A 17,295-nucleotide genomic window follows, 5' to 3' on the forward strand; every position below is an offset into this window, starting at 1 on the left:
TCGTGGGTCGGGGGTGGTCGGCGCGGAGTTACAGGGTGGCGAGAGCCCGAGCGAAGCGGTCGCGGAACTCCGCGAGCTCGGCGTCGCCGACGATGAGCGGCGGAGCCAGGCGGATGCTGGACTCGTTGGGGGCGTTGATGATGAGACCGTTGGCGAGCGCGGCGTCGGAGAGGCGGTGCGCCTCGCCGTCCGTGAGGCCGATGCCGATGAGCAGCCCGTGGCCGCGCACATCCCCGATCAGAGGCGACTCGAGCGACCGGATGATCTCCTTCAGCTCCTCCCCGCGCCGGGCGGCGTTGCCGACCAGGTCGGAGCGCTCGATCTCGGCGAGCACGGCGTTGGCCGCCGCAGTCGCGAGCGGGTTGCCGCCGAACGTCGATCCGTGCTGACCCTGGGTGAACAGGTCGGACGCCCAGCCGACCGTCACCAGGGCGCCGATCGGCACACCGCCGGCCATGCCCTTCGCGACGGTGACGGCATCGGGAAGGATGCCCTCGTGCTGGTACGCGAACCAGGCGCCGGTGCGGCCGACCCCGGTCTGGATCTCGTCGATGATCAGCAGCGCTCCGTGCTGCTCCGTGAGCTCGCGCGCCCGCTTCAGGAAGCCCGCCGGCAGGTCGAGGACCCCGGCCTCCCCCTTGATCGGCTCGACGAAGAGCGCGGCCACGTGATCGTCGATGGCCGCTTCGAGCGCCGCGATCGTGGAGTCGATGTGCTGCACTCCCCCGGGCAGCGGCTCGAACGCCTCCCGCATCGGCGGCTTGCCGGTGAGCGCGAGCGACCCCATGGTGCGGCCGTGGAACGCGTTGTTGAGAGCCAGCACTCGCGTCTTCCGCCCGTGCGGGCCGCGGTTCAAGCGGGCGAGCTTGAACGCGGCCTCGTTGGCCTCAGCGCCCGAGTTGCCGAACAGCACTCGCCCGCGGTCGCCGGCGCCCGTGATGGTGCGCAGACGGCCGGCGAGCTCCAGCTGCGGAGCGGTCGAGAAGTAGTTGGAGACGTGCGCGAGCGTCGCGACCTGACGGCTGACCGCATCCACCAGCACCGGATGCGCGTGCCCGAGCGAGTTGACCGCGATCCCGGCGAGGAAGTCGAGGTACTCGTTACCGTCGACGTCCCACACCCGGCAGCCCTGGCCGTGCGAGAGCATCACCTTGGGCGTCGCCAGCGTGCGCATGATCGTCTCGCCGAACGGTGTGCGCCAAGCACCGTCGCGCCACTGCGCTCCGGGCGCCGGGCTCTCGGGCTCTTCCGTCATGGTCCTGTTCCATTCCTGGTCCTCGCTCACGCGGGCACCACCTCCGTCCCGATGCCGGACTGCGTGAACACCTCGAGCAGGATCGAGTGCGGCACCCGCCCGTCGATGATCGCCGCTTTCTCCACTCCACCGTCGACCGCGTCGAGGCACGCCGCCATCTTCGGGATCATGCCCGATTCCAGCGACGGCAGCAGGTCGCGGAGCTCGTCCGCACCGATCTTCGACAGCAGCGAGTCGCGGTTCGGCCAGTCGCTGTACAGCCCGGCGACGTCCGTCAGGATCACCAGCTTGGCGGCCCCCAGCGCGACCGCGAGCGCCGCCGCCGCCGCATCCGCGTTGACGTTGAGCGCCTGGGCCGCGTCGTCGATGTCCGGCGCGATCGACGACACGACGGGGATGCGTCCGGCGGCCAGCTGCGCCAGCACGGCCTCGGGATCCACAGCGACGACGTCTCCGACGAGGCCGAGGTCGACCTCTTCGCCGTCGATCACCGCCGCGCGGCGCCGGCCCTGGAAGAGCCCGGCGTCCTCGCCCGAAAGTCCTGCCGCGAGCGGGCCGTGCTTGTTGATGTTGCCCACGATGTCGCGGTTGATCTGCCCGGTCAGCACCATCCGGACGACCTCCATGGCCTCCGGGGTCGTGACGCGGTAGCCGCCGCGGAACTCCGAGTCGATGCCGAGCCGGTCGAGCATGGCGGAGATCTGCGGACCCCCGCCGTGCACGACGACCGGGCGGAGACCGGCGTAACGCAGGTAGACCATGTCCTCGGCGAAGGTGCGCTGCAACTCCTCGTTCACCATGGCGTTGCCGCCGAACTTCACCACGATGATGCGGTCGTGGAAGGTCTTGAGCCACGGCAGCGACTCGATGAGGGTCTCGGCCTTCGCCGCCGCGGCCGCGTGGTCGCGTTCGGCTGCGTCCGCAGCCAGGTCTCTCTCGGTCTGGTCGGTGTCCATGTCGTCCGTCGCGGTCATCAGCTGGCGTACGCGCTGTTCTCGTGCACGTAATCGTGCGTGAGGTCGTTGGTCAGGATGGTCGCCGTCTCCTCGCCCGCGTGCAGGTCGATGAGGATGTGGACCGCGCGCGGCGTCAGGTCCACCAGCTCGCGGGGCTGGTCGGGCTCGCCCGCCGTGCACACCTGCACGCCGTTGATCGCGACGTCGATCCCGTACGGGTCGAACTCGGCGTCGGTCGTGCCGACGGCGGCGAGCACGCGGCCCCAGTTGGGGTCGTTACCGAAGATCGCGGCCTTGAACAGGTTGCTGCGCGACACCGCCCGGCCGACGACGACCGCGTCGTCCTCGCTGGCGGCGTTCACGACCTCGATCGCGATGTCGTGGGACGCGCCCTCCGCATCGGCCTGCAGCTGCTCGGCAAGGTCGCGGCAGACGTCCGTGAGCGCACGCGCGAACTCGTCGTCGCCCGGCTCGACACCGCTCGCTCCGGAGGCGAGGAGCGCGACGGTGTCGTTGGTCGACATGCAGCCGTCCGAGTCGAGGCGGTCGAACGTGACGCGCGTCGCCCGGCGTAGGGCCGCATCCAACTGGTCAGAGGTCCGCACGGCATCGGTCGTGATGACGACGAGCATGGTGGCGAGACCGGGCGCGAGCATCCCGGCGCCCTTCGCCATGCCGCCGACCGTCCAGCCGTTCGGCGAGCGGAACTGCGCCTCCTTGGCGCGGGTGTCGGTGGTCATGATGGCCTCCGCCGCGCCGAGGCCGGCATCGCGGGCGAGCGCGTTGGCGGCCGTCGAGACACCGGCGACCAACTTGTCCAGCGGCAACTGGTCGCCGATCAGACCGGTCGAGCAGACGAGGACGTCACCGGCCGAGACCCTCAGTTCGGTGGCGACGGCCTCGGCGGTCGCGTGCGTCACCTGGAAGCCCTGCGAGCCGGTGTAGCAATTGGCCCCGCCCGAGTTGAGGACGATGGCGGAGACCACGCCGTCTTGGATGACCTGCTCGCTCCAGAGCACCGGGTTGGCCTTGCACCTGTTGGTGGTGAAGACCGCGGCCGCAGCGTTCAGCGGGCCGAGGTTCTTCACGAGGGCGAGGTCGCGCCGCCCGCTGGCCTTGAGGCCGGCGACGACGCCCGCCGCGGCGAACCCGGAGGCTGCGGTGACGCTCACGAGTGTGCTCCCGTCGCCGGCGGTTCCGCCGTCTGGGCAGGGCTCAACGTTCGCGTCACGGTGCGACTCCGTTCACGGTCAGGCCCGCGGTCTCGTCGAGTCCGAGGGCGATGTTGACGGATTGGATGGCCGCTCCGGCCGTCCCCTTGTACAGATTGTCGATCGCGAGCACGGTCACGACCCGGCCCGCTGCGGCATCCAGCGCCACTCCGATCAGCACGGTGTTCGCTCCGAGCACGTCGGAGGTGCGCGGCACCACGCCTGCCGGCAGCACCTGCACGAACGGCTCCCCGGCGTACGCCTCCTCCCACGCGGCCTGGACCTGGGCGGCGGTGACGCCGGGCTTCACCCGCGCGGTCGAGGTCGCGAGGATCCCGCGTGACATCGGCACCAGCACCGGCGTGAACGACAGCGTCGGCGATCCGGCGCCCGCCTTCCGCAGGTTCTGCTGGATCTCGGGGATGTGCCTGTGCGTTCCGCCCACCGCATACGGGTTGGCGGAGCCGAGAATCTCGCTGGCCAGATACATCGTCTTCAGCGACTTGCCCGCGCCCGACGGGCCGACCGCGAGAACCGCCACGATGTCCTCGTCATCGATCAGCCCGGCCTGGATGCCGGGAGCGAGGGCGAGAGAGACCGCGCTCGCGTTGCAGCCGGGAGCGGCGATCCGCCGTGCGCCGACGAGGTGGTCGCGCTGCTTGCCCGACACTGCGGCGCCACTGCCAACGGGCAGCTCCGGCACGCCGTACGCCCAGGCGCCGAAGTGCTCGCCGCCGTAGAACGCCGCCCAGTCGGCCGGGTCCTCCAGCCGGTGGTCGGCGCCGCAGTCGACCACGACCGTGTCGTCCGGCAGCTGCGCCGCGATCTCGCCGGACGTGCCATGCGGGAGCGCCAGGAAGACGACGTCGTGCCCGCTGAGCGTCTCCGGGCTCGTCTCCTGCAGGGTGAGGTGCGCGAGCGAGCGCAGGTGCGGCTGGTGCGCGATCAGCGGATGGCCCGCATTCTGGTGCGCGGTGACGGTGCGGACCTCGAAATCGGGGTGCCCGGCGAGGATGCGCAGCAGTTCACCGCCCGCGTATCCGGAAGCGCCTGCGACGGCGACCGAGAAAGTCATGCTTGTTCCTTGTTCGAGTGGACGACGGTTGTCTCGGCGACGGCGGCGCCCACGTCGATCCACTGGTCAGGACCGCCCGGAACGCCGCCTAGCTTCGGCGGTCGCGCAGGCGTCGGCGCATGGCGCGGGCGGCGAGAGCCGCACGCGTCGAAACGGTGCACCGGACGGAAAGCATGGGACAACCCTAGCGCTCCTGCCCGGGCGGTCACCAAATCCGGACCGGGATGCACGCGACCGGTATGCACGCGACCGGTCCGGGTCCGCGGCGAAGGGATGTGTCTCGCTGCGGTCCGGGACCGGTCGGGTGTGTCGCGTCGGGATCGCGTGACGGCTACTCGCGGATCGTGGCGCCGAACAGCTCGCCGGCGCGCGCGGCTCCGGCCAGCTTGGCCTCGCTCGCCTCGGCGGCGGTGAGGGTGCGGTCGTCCGCGCGGAAGCGCAGAGCGAAGGTCAGGCTCTTGTGCCCGTCCGGGAGTCCTGGGCCGCGATAGTCGTCGACCAGCCGGATGTCTTCGAGCAGCTCACCGGCACCCGCGCGGACGGCGCGAAGCAGCTCTCCTGCCGGGACGTCCTCGCGCACGACGAGCGAGAGGTCCTGCGTCGCGGCCGGGAAGCCCGCGATGACACCGGCGACGATGTCGACCGGTGCAACGGCGATCAGAGCGTCGAGGTCGAGCTCGAACACGGCGACGACGCGTGGCAGGTCGAGGTCGTGGGCCAGGGCCGGGAGCAGCTCTCCGGCGTAGCCGACCGGGACCTCGGCTCCGTCGGCGCCGAGGGCGACCAGGCGCGCCGTGCGGCCCGGGTGCAGCGCCTGGTGAGATGACTGCACGAGGTCGACCGTCACGCCGACGGCTGCGGCGGTCTGCCGCACCATGTCGAGCGCATCCACCAGTCCGGCCGGCACGGCGGTCAGGCCCGGCTGCTTCTCGACGGCGTTGCCGACGACGAGGCCCGCGAGGTGGCGCGGCTGCGCCGGGATGCCCGCGTTCAGCCCGGCGAGGATGTCGGCTCCGGGAAGCGCGGCGCCCGGCGGGAGCGTCTCGCTGCCGATCGACCCCTCCGAGGGGCGGAAGACGGTGCCCAGCTCGTAGACCTTGAGGTCGACGAGCCCGCGCGCGAGGTTGCGCTTGGCCGCATCCAGCAGGCCAGGCAGCAACGACGTGCGCAGGTACGGCGCGGTGGCGTCGAGCGCGTTCGCCAGCCGTACGGCGAGCACGCCGCCCGCCTCGGCGGAGCCGAAGAGGTCGTTCTGGGCCTCGCTCACGAACGGGAAGGACAGCACCTCGGTTGCGCCATTGTCGGCGAGCGTCTGCGCGACGGCGCGACGCAGGCGCTGCTCGCGCGTGAGCCCACGGCCGGGAGGCGCGACCGGCAGCACCGACGGGATGCGGTCGTAGCCGACGATGCGGGCGACCTCCTCCGCCAGATCGGACTTGTCGCGGAGGTCGGGTCGCCACGTCGGCGGCACGACCAGCAGGTCGTCGCCCGACTCGGTCACCGTCCCGCCGATCTCGGCGAGCGCTCCGCGCACCTCGTCGTCGGTGAAGTCGACGCCGATCAGCGAGGCGATGTACCCCTTCGGCAGGCGGATGGCCTCGGCGGTCTCCGAGGCGTCCAGCAGCGAGCCGAGGTCATCCGCGCGGCCGCCGGCGAGCTGCTCGAGCAGCTGGACGACGCGTGCCGCCGCGGCGACGGCGACCTGCGGGTCGACCCCGCGCTCGAAGCGCTTGGACGCCTCGCTGGGCAGCTTGTGACGGCGTGCCGTCCGCGCGATCGACACCGGGTCGAAGTTGGCGGCCTCGATGAGCACGTTGCGAGTGCCGTCGCCGATCTCGGTGGAGGCGCCGCCCATGACGCCCGCCAGGCCGATCGCGCCGGAGTCGTCGGAGATGACGAGGTCTTCCGGGTCGAGGGTGCGGGTCTGGTCGTCGAGGGTGACGAGCTTCTCCCCCGGCGTCGCGCGTCGCACGACGATGCCGCCGGACAGCTTGTCGAGGTCGTAGCCGTGGATCGGCTGGCCGAGCTCGAGCATGACGTAGTTGGTGATGTCGACGATGAGCGAGATCGACCGGATGCCGGCGAGCTTGAGGCGCGCGATCATCCACGGCGGGGTTGGGCGGGACCCGTCGACGTCACGGACGACGCGGGTCACGAAGACGCTCGCGCCGACACGGCCGCGGATCGGCGCGGTGTCGTCGACCGTCACGCTGAAGCCGCTCGGGTGATCGGCCACGGAACCGACGGGCACCGCATCGGCCGGGTCGCGGAAGGCCGCGCCGGTCGCGTGCGAGTACTCGCGGGCGATGCCGCGGATCGAGAACGCGTACCCGCGGTCGGGCGTGACGTTGACCTCAACGGCAGCGTCGTCCAGCCCGAGGAGGGCAACGGCGTCCGTCCCCACCTCCGGGTCGAGACCGAGCGTCGACAGGCGGAGGATGCCGTCGTGGTCCTCACCGAGGCCGAGCTCGCGGGCCGAGGCGATCATCCCGTCGGAGACGTGCCCGTAGGTCTTCCGCGCGGCGATCGGGAACGGACCGGGCAGCACGGCGCCGGGCAGGGTCACGACGACCTTGTCACCCTCGAAGAAGTTGCGGGCGCCGCAGACGATGCCGCGCACGTCGGCACCGCCGTCGGCGGCGCTCTGACCCTCGGGGGCGACGCGCACCTGGCACCAGCGGATGGTCTTGCCGTTGCTCTGCGGCTCCTCGACGAACTCGAGCACCTGGCCCACCACGATCGGGCCGCTCAGCTCGAAGGTGTGGATGTCCTCCTCCTCGAGTCCGACGGACACGAGGGCGGCGTGCACCTCCTCCGGGGTCGTGCCGGGCTCCAGGTCGACGAACTCGCCGAGCCAACTCAGGGGGACGCGCATCAGACCACCATTCCGAACTGCTGGGAGAACCGGACATCGCCCTCGGCCATGTCGCGCATGTCCTTGACGTCGTTGCGGAACATCAGGGCCCGCTCAACGCCCATCCCGAACGCGAAGCCGGAGTAGACGTCCGGGTCGATGCCGGCGGAGCGCAGGACGTTGGGGTTGACCATGCCGCAGCCGCCCCACTCGATCCAGCGGGCGCCTCCCTTGAACGTGGGATGCCACAGGTCGAGCTCTGCGCTCGGCTCGGTGAACGGGAAGTAGTTGGGGCGCAGGCGCACGCGCGCCTCGTCGCCGAACAGCGTCTTGACGAAGTGGTCGAGCGTTCCGCGCAGGTGGGCCATGGTGAGGCCCTTGTCGACCGCGATGCCCTCCGTCTGGTGGAACACCGGGAGGTGCGTCGCGTCGAACTCGTCGGTGCGGAAGACCCGGCCCGGGGCGATCCGGTACACCGGCAGGTCGTCGCCCAGCAGGGCGCGCAGCTGCACCGGGGAGGTGTGCGTGCGCATCACGAGGTGCGCGTCCGTCGGCTCGACGAAGAAGGTGTCCTGCATGGCGCGCGCCGGGTGGTCGGCGTCGAAGTTGAGCGCGTCGAAGTTGTACCACTCGCTCTCGAGCTCCGGGCCCTCCGCGACCTCCCAGCCCATGCCCACGAAGACATCGGCGATGCGCTCCTGGAGCAGGCTGAGCGGGTGCCGGGCGCCGGGCGTCCAGCGCGACGGGAGCGCCGTGACGTCGACGGCCTCGGCGGTGAGCTGAGCCGCCTCCTCCGCCGCGGCGATCTCGGCCTCCTTGGCGGTGAACGCCTGGGTGACGCGTGCGCGTGCGCCGCCGACGAGCTTGCCCGCGGCCGCCTTCTGATCGCCCGGGAGCGAACGGATGCTCGCGTTCAGCCGGGCGAGGGGCGAACCCTCGGCCGTGTGGTCGTGGCGCACCGCCTTCAGGGCCGCCGAGTCGTGTGCGGCGTCGATCGCGGCGAGCGCCGCGCTGACCGCCGACTCGACCGCGGATTCGGTGATCTCCGTGGAATCTGACACGGTCACCCAGTCTAGTCGGCGCGAGCCCGCGGTCTCGGCGCGGCGACCGGCCTGTGGATGGAGCCTGTCTGTGGAGAAATCGCGCTCAGGAGCGCTGTGCGAACGCCGACTCGTACAGGCAGACGGAGGCGGCCGTCGCCAGGTTCATCGACTCGGCCTTGCCGTAGATCGGGACGGTGACCACCCGATCCACGAGCTCGAGCAGCTCGTCGGCGAGCCCATGCGCCTCGTTGCCGAACACCCACGCGGTCGGCCGCGCCAGCTCGCCGTCACGGCGGGCGGACAAGAGGTCCTCCCCCTTGATGTCAGCCGCGAGCACCTGCAGGCCCGCAGTGTGCGCCCGTCCGACGACGTCGCCCAGGTCGGCGCCGACTGCGACCGGCAGGTGGAAGAGAGATCCGGTCGTCGAACGGACCACCTTGGGGTTGTAGAGGTCGACCGTGCGGCCGCTCAGCACCACCGCATCCGCCCCCGCCGAGTCGGCCGCGCGGATGATCGTGCCCGCGTTTCCGGGATCGCGCACCTCCTCGAGCACGGCGACGAGCCGGGGCGAGCCGGCGAAGATGTCGCGGATCGAGGTCGGGAACTGCCGCGCCACGGCCACGAACCCCTGCGGCGTGACGGTGTCGGCCATCGCATCCAGCACGTGCTCGGAGACGAACTCCACCTCGATCCCGGCGTCGGCCGCCGCGCGGGCGATCTCCGGGTACCGCTCGAGCGCCGTCGGCGTCGCGAACAGATCGACGACGAGTTCCGGACGGAAGGCGAGGGCCTCCTCGACGGCCTGCGGCCCCTCCAGGAGGAACAGCCCGGTCTCGGCACGGGCCGGGCGCTTGGCGAGCTTGGCGACGGCCCTGACGCGCGGTGAGCGCGGGTTGTCCAGCATGGCACCAGCTTAGGGGCGGACGGCCCCGCGCCCGTGGGTCGCAACACGCCGTTATGACCAGGCCATAACGGCGTGTTGCGACCCACAGCAGTCCCGCGGCACGCAGAACGGCCCGGCCGACGTGAGTCGACCGGGCCGTTCGTGGATGCGTGTGTTACGCCGCGGCGTCCGCCTTCGGGGCCGACGTGTCGGCCGGCAGTGCCTTCTTGGCGGTCTCGACGAGGGCCGCGAAGGTCGCGGGCTCGTTCACGGCCAGCTCGGCGAGGATGCGACGGTCCACCTCGACGCCCGCCAGGGCCAGGCCCTGGATGAAGCGGTTGTAGGTGAGGCCGTTGGCGCGGGAGGCCGCGTTGATCCGCTGGATCCACAGACGACGGAAGTCGCCCTTGCGCTTGCGGCGGTCGTTGTAGGAGTAGACCAGGGAGTGGGTGACCTGCTCCTTGGCCTTGCGGTACAGGCGCGACCGCTGACCGCGGTAGCCCTCGGCGCGCTCGAGGATGACCCGACGCTTCTTGTGGGCGTTGACCGCCCTCTTCACTCTTGCCATTAGTCGATTTCCTTCTTAAGTGCGTGTCGGGGGTTACTTGCCGAGCATCCGGCGGATGACCTTGGCGTCCACCTCGGGGACGACCTGCTCCTGGTTCAGCCGGCGGGTGCGACGGCTGGACTTGAGCTCCAGGTTGTGGCGCATGCCGGACTGCTGCTTCATGACCTTGCCGCTGCCGGTGATCTTGAAGCGCTTCTTGGCGCCGGAGTGGGTCTTCTGCTTGGGCATTACTTCTCCTCGTTCGTCGCCTGGGCGGGCGAACTCTCGTCGGACTGAGCAGCGTCGGCTGTCTCAGCAACCGCGTCCTGGTCGCGCCCCTGGGCGCGCGCCTTGGTAGCGGCACGTACTGCGTTGGCCTCGGCCTTGGCCTCGGACTTGTTCTTCACCGGGCTGATGATCATCACCATGTTGCGCCCGTCGATCGTGGGGTTGGACTCCACCGTGCCGAGCTCGGCGACGTCCTCCGCGAAGCGCTGCAGCAGACGCACGCCCTGCTCCGGACGCGACTGCTCGCGGCCTCGGAAGAGGATCATGGCCTTCACCTTGTCGCCGGACTTCAGGAAGCCTTCGGCGCGCTTGCGCTTGGTCTCGTAGTCGTGCTTGTCGATCTTGAGGCGGAAACGGACCTCTTTGAGGATCGTGTTCGCCTGGTTGCGCCGGGCCTCCTTGGCCTTCTGCGCAGCCTCGTACTTGAACTTGCCGTAGTCCATGATCTTGGCGACCGGCGGCTTGGAGTTGGGCGCGACTTCGACCAGGTCGAGGTCGGCCTCCTGCGCGAGTCGCAATGCGACCTCGATCTTGACGACACCGACCTGCTCTCCGCTGGGGCCGACGAGTCGTACTTCGGGGACGCGGATACGGTCATTCGTACGGGGTTCGCTGATGTCTGTCTCCTCTGATCAAGCGATTCTTCGCGAGCCACGGGCCGTCGGTGACGGTCCGGCGAAAGAGGAGGTTCCACGCACCAGCGTGGCCTGCGATCTGACGATCACAGGCCTGGTACAGCACCCTGACTACCCTCGCGTTCGCACGCGGTGGCGGAGTGCAACGACCCGGTAACCTATAAAACGGTCAAGCGCGGGTGGGAGGAATCTCCACTTTCGTACCGGGACAGAAGTCCCGGAGCCCGAACGATTCTAACAGAGGAATGCAGTGAGCGACACATCCTTCACCTTCGACGACTCCGGCCACGACGAGGATGGTGTGGCCGAGGCCACCCGTGACATCGCCGAGGTGCCCGCCGTCGAGGTGATCACCACCACCGCAGTGCACCTGATGAGTGCCGCCGCCGTCAAGTGCGGCCTCGCGGACGACCCGGAGCACCAGACGGATCTGGATGAGGCGCGCAAGCTGATCGACGCCCTCGCCGGCCTCGTCACGGCGAGCGCGCCGCACGTGGGCGACCAGCACGCCAGGAGCCTCCGCGACGGACTCCGCTCGCTGCAGCTGGCCTTCCGCGAGGCGTCCGCGATCCCGGACGAGATCGGCGAGGGCCCCGGCGAGAAGTACACCGGCCCGGTCAGCTGACCATGGCGTTCACGCCGCCTCCCGCGTTCACGACGCGTCCCACCCTGCAGGGGACGTTCGGCATGAGCGCGTCGACGCACTGGCTCGCGACAGCGGCCGCCCAGGCCGTGCTGGAGCGCGGCGGCAACGCCTTCGATGCGGCAGCGGCGGGCGCCTTCGTGCTGCACGTCGTCGAACCGCACCTGAATGGCCCGGGCGGCGACCTCGTGGCGCTCTTCGCCACGGCGGAGGACCCGACGCCGGTCGTGCTGTCCGGCCAGGGCCCCGCACCCGCCGGAGCAACCCGCGAGCATTACCTCGCCGAGGGGCTCGAACTGGTGCCCGGTTCCGGCGCGCTGGCCACGGCCGTCCCCGGCGCGGTGGATGCGTGGCTCCTCCTGCTGAAGGACCACGGCACCTGGGAGCTCGCGGACGTGCTCGCGTTCGCCATCGGTTACGCCGAGGGTGGGCATCCCGTACTCGAGCGGGTGTGCGCGACGATCGAACGCGTCGCACCCCTGTTCACCGAGCACTGGCCGACGTCGGCCGAGCGCTGGATGCCCGGCGGCCGCATCCCGGTGCCCGGCGAGCTGATCGTCGACCCGGCGTATGCGCGGGTGCTGCGCGGCCTCATCGCCGCGGGCGACGGCGCAGCGAGCCGGGAGGAGCGGATCGAGGCGGCGCGCACGGAGTGGGCGACGGGATTCGTCGCCCGGGCCGTCGAGGAGTTCGTGCGCACCCCGCACCGCCATTCCGACGGAGGCGACCATGCCGGCGTCATCGCGGCGTCGGACTTCGCGGGGTACCGCGCGTCGTACGAGCCGGCGGTGACCCTCGAGTTCCGCGGGAACACCATCGCGAAGACAGCCGCGTGGAGCCAGGGGCCGGCACTGCTCGCGACCCTCGCCATCCTGGACGGCTTCGACGACGACCGCCTCGATCCGTCGACCGAGCTCGGCGCGCACACGGTGCTGGAGGCGCAGAAGCTCGCCTACGCCGACCGCGACGCCTACTTCGGCGACGACGATGTGCCCCTCGGCACGCTGCTCTCGCCCGCCTATGCGGCCGAGCGTCGCGCGCTGATCGGCGACCGGGCGTCCGCCGAGTTCCGCCCGGGGGTGCTCCCCGGCCGCGAGCCCTTCACACCGCCACTGCGCACGGCGTACACCCCGCCGTCCGGCGTCGCGGCGGAGGGCGTCGGAGAGCCGACGGTGTCGCGGACCGGCGAGACGCGCGGAGACACCTGCCACATCGACGTCGTGGACCGCTGGGGCAACATCGTCTCGGCGACGCCGTCCGGCGGCTGGTTGCAGTCGTCCCCGACCATCCCGGAGCTGGGGTTCTGCCTCGGCACCCGCCTGCAGATGACCTGGCTGGAGGAGGGCTCCGCGTCCACCCTGACGGCCGGGCGCCGGCCCCGCACGACGCTGACGCCGACCCTGGTGCTGCGCGACGGCGTCCCGGTGACCGCACTCGGCTCCCCCGGCGGCGACCAGCAGGATCAGTGGCAACTGCTGTACCTGCTGCGCACGATCGTGGGCGGCTACTCCCCGCAGCAGGCCGTCGACGCTCCGGCGCTGCACACCACCTCCATCGCGGAGTCGTTCTGGCCGCGCACCTGGGTTCCCGCCGGCGCGGTGGTCGAGGATCGCCTCGGCGACGACGTCATCGCGGGTCTGGAGGCGCGCGGCCACCAAGTCACCCGCGCCGGCGAGTGGACGCTGGGCCGCCTGTCGTCCGTCGGCCGCGACCCGCAGACGGGCGTGCTGAGCGCCGCCGCCAACCCGCGCGGCCAGCAGGGCTACGCGGCCGGTCGCTGACCTCGCGGCGCGTCAGGCCACGGCCTCGACCGCGCGACGGACGGCGGCGACCGTTCGGCCCGCCTCCTCCGCGTCGGTCAGCCAGTTGCTGACGGAGAAGCGCAAGACGGCCCGGCCCTGCCAGGTGGACGGGGAGGCGAGGGCGACACCATCGGTGAGGAGCGCCGCCCCGACCCCGCGAGTGCGGTCGTCGCTCCCGAAGGACGCGCACACCTGCGTGTAGACGACCTCGTTGAGCACCTCCGCACCGGGCATGCCGCGGATGCCGTGGGCGATCACCGTCGCCGCGTCCGCCAGCTGCTGGACCAGCTCGGCCACGCCGAGGCGGCCGAGTTGCGCGAGCGTCGCGTACGTCGTCAGCCCGCGGGCGCGGCGAGACAGCTCCGGGACGCGGTCGCTCGGGTCGGCCACGTCGGCGGAGGAGGCGAGGTACGCCGCGTGCTGGGCCATCGCACTGTGCAGGGCGGCGGGGTCGGCGACGACCGCGATGCCGCAGTCGTAGGGGACGCTCAGGGTCTTGTGCGCATCCGTCGCCCACGAGTCCGCACCCTCGATGCCGTCGGTCAGCGCGCGCAGGCCCGGGGCGGCGGCGGCCCAGAGCCCGAAGGCGCCGTCCACGTGCACCCAGGCGCCGGCGTCGTGCGCAATCTCGATCAGTTCCGCGAACGGGTCGAACGCGCCCGAGTGGATGTTGCCCGCCTGCAGCACGACGAGTGCCGGGCCATCGCCGTCCGCCAGGGCCTCGCGCAGGGCGTCCGGCAGCATCCGCCCCTGCGCGTCGGCCGCCACGACCCTCCCGCGCCCGAGCCCGGCGAGGTGGGCGGCACTGTCCACCGAGCCGTGCCGCTCGGCGCCGACCAGCACGCGGATGCGCGGCGACCCCGCCAACCCGTCGCCTGGGTCCCATCCGGCCCGTCGCAGCAGTTCGTCGCGGCCGCAGGTCAGTCCGACGACGTTCGCGACCGTCGCGCCCGTGACGAACCCCACTTCCGCGGTGTCGGGCAGCGCGAGCAGGTCGAGGAGCCACTCGGCCGCGAGCTCCTCCGCGCCGGCGACACCGGGCGTGACGGAGCGGAGACCCGTGTTCTGGTCCCACGCCGACGTCAGCCAGTCGGCGGCCAACGCGACCGGCTGCGCGCCTCCCATCACCCAGCCGTGGAACCGGGGCGAGTGGATGCGCATGAGCCCCGGCTCGATCGCCGCCGACATCCTGCGGATAACCTCGACGGGGGCCGGGCCGCGGTCGGGCAGGGCGCGGCCCAGCGCATCCTTCACCCGCTCCACGTCGGTCTCGGGCGGGATGCGCCCGTCGCGGATGCCGCCGAGCCAACGCTCCGCCGACCGCACCGCTTCGTCGAGCGGCTCCCGAAATCCCTCCGGATCAGTCACACGCGCATGCTAGTGCGGCCCGTGGTGCTCGTTGATGCTGCGTTTCGGGGGCCGAATGCCGCGCCGTCGAGCGCCTCGTCACCAGACGGGCGGGCGGCGATCCGTCCAGCGGAGGCGGCGCTCCAGCTGCGCGGCCAGCGAGAGCAGCGTCCGCTCGCCGCCGGGGCGCCCGATCAGCTGCACACCCATCGGCAGGCCGTCGGCGGTCTGCGACACCGGGAGGACGATCGCCGGGAGGCCGGTGACGTTCAGCATGGACGTGAAGGGCGTGTACTGCACCTGCTGCTCGAAGTTGCGCTCCCCGTCCTCCTGGTCGTACCAGCCGACCGGGCGCGGGGTGAGCGCCATCGCGGGCGTCAGCACGGCGTCGAACGACGACAGCTGGCGGATGAAGGACCGCTCGTACGCGGTGAGCGCCGAAAGGGCCTCGCTGAGCTCGCGGGCGCTGAGCGCGCGGCCGCGCCCGACCAGCCACGCCGTCAGCGGCTCGAGCAGCGCGAGCGTCTCCCCCTCGGCCGGGATGCGCGCCGCGCCCGCCTGCCAGATCGTGCGGAACGCCGGAGCGTATGTGTCGTCCGGCTCGAGCGCCGTCTCCTCGACGCCATGCCCGAGGGCCGAGACGGCATCGACGGCCACGGCGAGCGCCTCGCGCGCCTCCGGCGAGAGGTGGATGTCGTAGGCGCTGTCCCAGGCGGACGTCGTCATCACGCCGAGCTGGAACCTGCCCTCCCCGCGCACGGCGGTCCCGAGGAACGGACCATCGTCGTCGTAGGGCGCGCGCAGCGTGTAGTGGTGGTCGATCCGGCCGTTGCGCTTCGCTATGATCCCGTCGAGCAGCAGCGCCGCATCCGCCGTGGTGCGCGCGATCGGCCCGTCGACGACGAGCCCCGCGAGCGACTCGATCCCGCTGCCGGCGGGCACCAGCCCGCGGGAGGGCTTCAGTCCGACGAGTCCACACGCGGCGGCGGGGATGCGGATGCTGCCGCCGCCGTCGGACCCGGGGGCGAAGGGCAGCATCCCGGCCGCCACCGCGACCGCGGCCCCGCCGCTGGACCCGCCAGCGCCGAGGTCCGGATTCCAGGGGTTGCGGGCGGGCGGCGCGGCGAGCGACTCCGTGTAGGCCGGGAGCCCGAACTCGGGCGCGTTCGTCTTGCCGAGGCTCACCGCACCCGCCGCATCGAGGGTCTCGACGATCTCGTCGCTCGTGTCGGGAACGAAGCCGGCCATCGCGCGGGAGCCGAACCCGGTGGGAACGCCGGCGCGCATCCACAGGTCTTTGTCGCCGGAGGGCAGCCCCCACAGCGGGGCGGTCTTGGGCACGCGCTCGGCCACCTCGTCGGCCCGCTCGAGAGCCCGCTCGCGGGTGACGGTGACGAATGCTCCCAGCTCGGGGTTCAGGCGTTCGATGCGGTCCAGGTAGTGAGTGGCGAGCTCCCGGGGCGACACCCGCCCGGACTGGAGTTCCTGCCAGAGTGCGAGCGCCGTCAGCTCGTGGAGGTCGGCCATGGGGCCAGGCTAGCCGACCGCGCCGTCCTCCCGCGCCGGCTGCAGGAACTCGATCACGGCGACGTTGAACGCAGCGGGGTCGACGTTGTACTCCCACGTGTGCTCGGCGGGAGGGAGTTCCACGAGCCGGACCAGGCGCGGGTTGGCCATGGCGAACAGGAGGGACGACGACAGCGGCACTTCGCGGTCGCCATCGGAGTGCAGCACGAGTGTCGGGACGGTGAGTCTCCCCGGTCGCGACCAGTCGAGCAGGTCGAAGTCGATCGGCTCGGGCAGGCCCGACTTCGCGGCCGCGACCGGATCGGCGAGCGCCCGGATCGCGAGCGACCCGACCCACCCGGGAAGCCCGCGCTCGGCTGCCACGTTGCGGATCGCCGCGCGCCAGTCGGTGACCGGCGCGACGAGCACGAGCCGATCGATGGCCGCCCGGTGCGCGCTCCGCTCGGAGAGCTGCAGTGCGAGCGCTCCCCCGAGCGACCAGCCGACGAGCACTACCCGCTCGGCGCCGTGCGCGAGCGCGAAGGCGATCGCCGCATCCACGTCCTCCCATTCGCTCTGCCCGAGCTGGGAGGCGCCGCCCGGCACGGTCGGCCCCTCCCCGTCGCCGCGGAACGAGACGACCAGGGAGGTCATGCCGAGCGCGTCCGTCGCCGGCACGGAGCGGAGGGCCGTCACGCGCGTGCTGTTGTGCCCGTGGATGTGGATGGCCCAGGTGACCGGATGCCGGGGCTCCTCCGGCACGATCACCCACGCCGGCGCCGCTCCGCCCGGCACCGGGAGCAGAACCTCCCCGTATCGCCGCCGGAGCGCGGCCGGATCGGGGTGGAGGTGTCCCGTCCACACCCCCTCGTCCGCCGCCGACAGGTCGCCGGTGACCTCCAGCAGTTCTCGGGCGACGGTTCCCGCGTCGCGGTCGTAGGCGACGGCGTGACCGACGACGGCGTGCCCGCCGTCGCCGAACCAGAGGCCGAACTGGCCCCGGTGGAGCGTGCGCCGGTCGGCCTCGAGCGTGACGGTCGTGTCGGTGCTGCCGTGGATGCGGGTCTGCGGCCGCGGGCCGGGCGCGACGATTGCACGCGCGAGCGCGACTCGGGCACGCCGGACGCACCACAGCCCGCCGGCCCAGAGCAGGCCGGCCGCTGCGACGGCCACGAGAATCCACCCCATACCCGGGGGACGAGACGAGGTGCCGCTTCGTGACGCGGAAACCGGCTCTTGACATTGCCACT

15 protein-coding genes are annotated in these 17,295 nt (G+C 71.8%); 2 read left to right on the top strand and 13 right to left on the bottom strand.

Annotated features, from left to right (window positions below; all coding sequences use genetic code 11):
- Positions 1 to 28: 28 nt before the first annotated feature.
- The 10 genes from BLR91_RS12510 to infC form a co-directional block, all read right to left on the bottom strand.
- Positions 29 to 1,255, bottom strand: a complete 1,227-nt coding sequence (locus BLR91_RS12510; RefSeq protein ID WP_089881398.1) for an acetylornithine transaminase — start codon at positions 1,253 to 1,255, stop codon at positions 29 to 31.
- A 26-nt stretch (positions 1,256 to 1,281) separates the two neighbouring features.
- A complete protein-coding gene (gene argB, locus BLR91_RS12515; protein WP_089874955.1) occupies positions 1,282 to 2,229 on the bottom strand; it encodes an acetylglutamate kinase in 948 nt (315 codons plus the stop codon).
- Positions 2,229 to 3,383, bottom strand: coding sequence for a bifunctional glutamate N-acetyltransferase/amino-acid acetyltransferase ArgJ (gene argJ, locus BLR91_RS12520; protein WP_089874953.1), 1,155 nt, complete (start codon positions 3,381 to 3,383; stop codon positions 2,229 to 2,231). Before argJ ends, argB begins: the two co-directional genes overlap by 1 nt.
- 55 nt (positions 3,384 to 3,438) lie before the next feature.
- The gene (gene argC / locus BLR91_RS12525; RefSeq protein WP_089874951.1) at positions 3,439 to 4,497 is read right to left on the bottom strand and encodes an N-acetyl-gamma-glutamyl-phosphate reductase; all 1,059 of its coding nucleotides are present in this window, start codon (positions 4,495 to 4,497) and stop codon (positions 3,439 to 3,441) included.
- Positions 4,498 to 4,828: 331 nt separating this feature from the next.
- The gene (pheT, locus tag BLR91_RS12530; RefSeq protein ID WP_089874949.1) at positions 4,829 to 7,372 is read right to left on the bottom strand and encodes a phenylalanine--tRNA ligase subunit beta; all 2,544 of its coding nucleotides are present in this window, start codon (positions 7,370 to 7,372) and stop codon (positions 4,829 to 4,831) included.
- Positions 7,372 to 8,412 carry a phenylalanine--tRNA ligase subunit alpha gene (gene pheS, locus BLR91_RS12535; protein WP_089881395.1) on the bottom strand — a complete coding sequence of 347 codons (1,041 nt, stop codon included), beginning with the start codon at positions 8,410 to 8,412 and terminating at the stop codon, positions 7,372 to 7,374. Before pheS ends, pheT begins: the two co-directional genes overlap by 1 nt.
- Positions 8,413 to 8,497: 85 nt before the next feature.
- Positions 8,498 to 9,298 carry a TrmH family RNA methyltransferase gene (locus BLR91_RS12540; protein WP_089874947.1) on the bottom strand — a complete coding sequence of 267 codons (801 nt, stop codon included), beginning with the start codon at positions 9,296 to 9,298 and terminating at the stop codon, positions 8,498 to 8,500.
- Positions 9,299 to 9,452: 154 nt separating this feature from the next.
- Positions 9,453 to 9,845, bottom strand: a complete 393-nt coding sequence (gene rplT / locus BLR91_RS12545) for a 50S ribosomal protein L20 (protein ID WP_026307091.1) — start codon at positions 9,843 to 9,845, stop codon at positions 9,453 to 9,455.
- A gap of 33 nt (positions 9,846 to 9,878) precedes the next feature.
- The gene (gene rpmI / locus BLR91_RS12550) at positions 9,879 to 10,073 is read right to left on the bottom strand and encodes a 50S ribosomal protein L35 (protein ID WP_018190164.1); all 195 of its coding nucleotides are present in this window, start codon (positions 10,071 to 10,073) and stop codon (positions 9,879 to 9,881) included.
- A complete protein-coding gene (gene infC / locus BLR91_RS12555; RefSeq protein ID WP_081626596.1) occupies positions 10,073 to 10,729 on the bottom strand; it encodes a translation initiation factor IF-3 in 657 nt (218 codons plus the stop codon). Before infC ends, rpmI begins: the two co-directional genes overlap by 1 nt.
- Positions 10,730 to 10,997: 268 nt before the next feature.
- Between infC and BLR91_RS12560 the strand changes: the two genes are divergently transcribed.
- Both BLR91_RS12560 and BLR91_RS12565 read left to right on the top strand, forming a co-directional pair.
- The gene (locus BLR91_RS12560; protein ID WP_089874946.1) at positions 10,998 to 11,372 is read left to right on the top strand and encodes a DUF1844 domain-containing protein; all 375 of its coding nucleotides are present in this window, start codon (positions 10,998 to 11,000) and stop codon (positions 11,370 to 11,372) included.
- A gap of 2 nt (positions 11,373 to 11,374) precedes the next feature.
- Positions 11,375 to 13,171, top strand: a complete 1,797-nt coding sequence (locus BLR91_RS12565; protein ID WP_089874944.1) for a gamma-glutamyltransferase family protein — start codon at positions 11,375 to 11,377, stop codon at positions 13,169 to 13,171.
- 12 nt (positions 13,172 to 13,183) lie between these two features.
- Here BLR91_RS12565 and BLR91_RS12570 read toward each other — a convergent pair whose 3' ends face one another.
- The 3 genes from BLR91_RS12570 to BLR91_RS12580 form a co-directional block, all read right to left on the bottom strand.
- On the bottom strand, positions 13,184 to 14,560 hold the full coding sequence (locus tag BLR91_RS12570; protein WP_089874942.1) for a pyridoxal phosphate-dependent decarboxylase family protein: 1,377 nt from the start codon (positions 14,558 to 14,560) through the stop codon (positions 13,184 to 13,186).
- A 78-nt stretch (positions 14,561 to 14,638) separates the two neighbouring features.
- On the bottom strand, positions 14,639 to 16,066 hold the full coding sequence (locus BLR91_RS12575) for an amidase (protein ID WP_089874940.1): 1,428 nt from the start codon (positions 16,064 to 16,066) through the stop codon (positions 14,639 to 14,641).
- A 9-nt stretch (positions 16,067 to 16,075) separates the two neighbouring features.
- A complete protein-coding gene (locus BLR91_RS12580) occupies positions 16,076 to 17,218 on the bottom strand; it encodes an alpha/beta hydrolase family protein (protein ID WP_231918903.1) in 1,143 nt (380 codons plus the stop codon).
- Positions 17,219 to 17,295 lie beyond the last annotated feature (77 nt).

The organism is Leifsonia sp. 466MF (assembly GCF_900100265.1).
In the GTDB taxonomy this organism is placed as follows: domain Bacteria; phylum Actinomycetota; class Actinomycetes; order Actinomycetales; family Microbacteriaceae; genus Leifsonia.

Coding starts and splice junctions, on each gene's coding strand:
- BLR91_RS12510 (WP_089881398.1), bottom strand. CDS start 1,255: ATGACGGAAGAGCCCGAGAGCCCGGCGCCCGGAGCGCAGTGGCGCGAC.
- argB (WP_089874955.1), bottom strand. CDS start 2,229: ATGACCGCGACGGACGACATGGACACCGACCAGACCGAGAGAGACCTG.
- argC (WP_089874951.1), bottom strand. CDS start 4,497: ATGACTTTCTCGGTCGCCGTCGCAGGCGCTTCCGGATACGCGGGCGGT.
- pheT (WP_089874949.1), bottom strand. CDS start 7,372: ATGCGCGTCCCCCTGAGTTGGCTCGGCGAGTTCGTCGACCTGGAGCCC.
- BLR91_RS12540 (WP_089874947.1), bottom strand. CDS start 9,298: ATGCTGGACAACCCGCGCTCACCGCGCGTCAGGGCCGTCGCCAAGCTC.
- rplT (WP_026307091.1), bottom strand. CDS start 9,845: ATGGCAAGAGTGAAGAGGGCGGTCAACGCCCACAAGAAGCGTCGGGTC.
- rpmI (WP_018190164.1), bottom strand. CDS start 10,073: ATGCCCAAGCAGAAGACCCACTCCGGCGCCAAGAAGCGCTTCAAGATC.
- BLR91_RS12565 (WP_089874944.1), top strand. CDS start 11,375: ATGGCGTTCACGCCGCCTCCCGCGTTCACGACGCGTCCCACCCTGCAG.
- BLR91_RS12575 (WP_089874940.1), bottom strand. CDS start 16,066: ATGGCCGACCTCCACGAGCTGACGGCGCTCGCACTCTGGCAGGAACTC.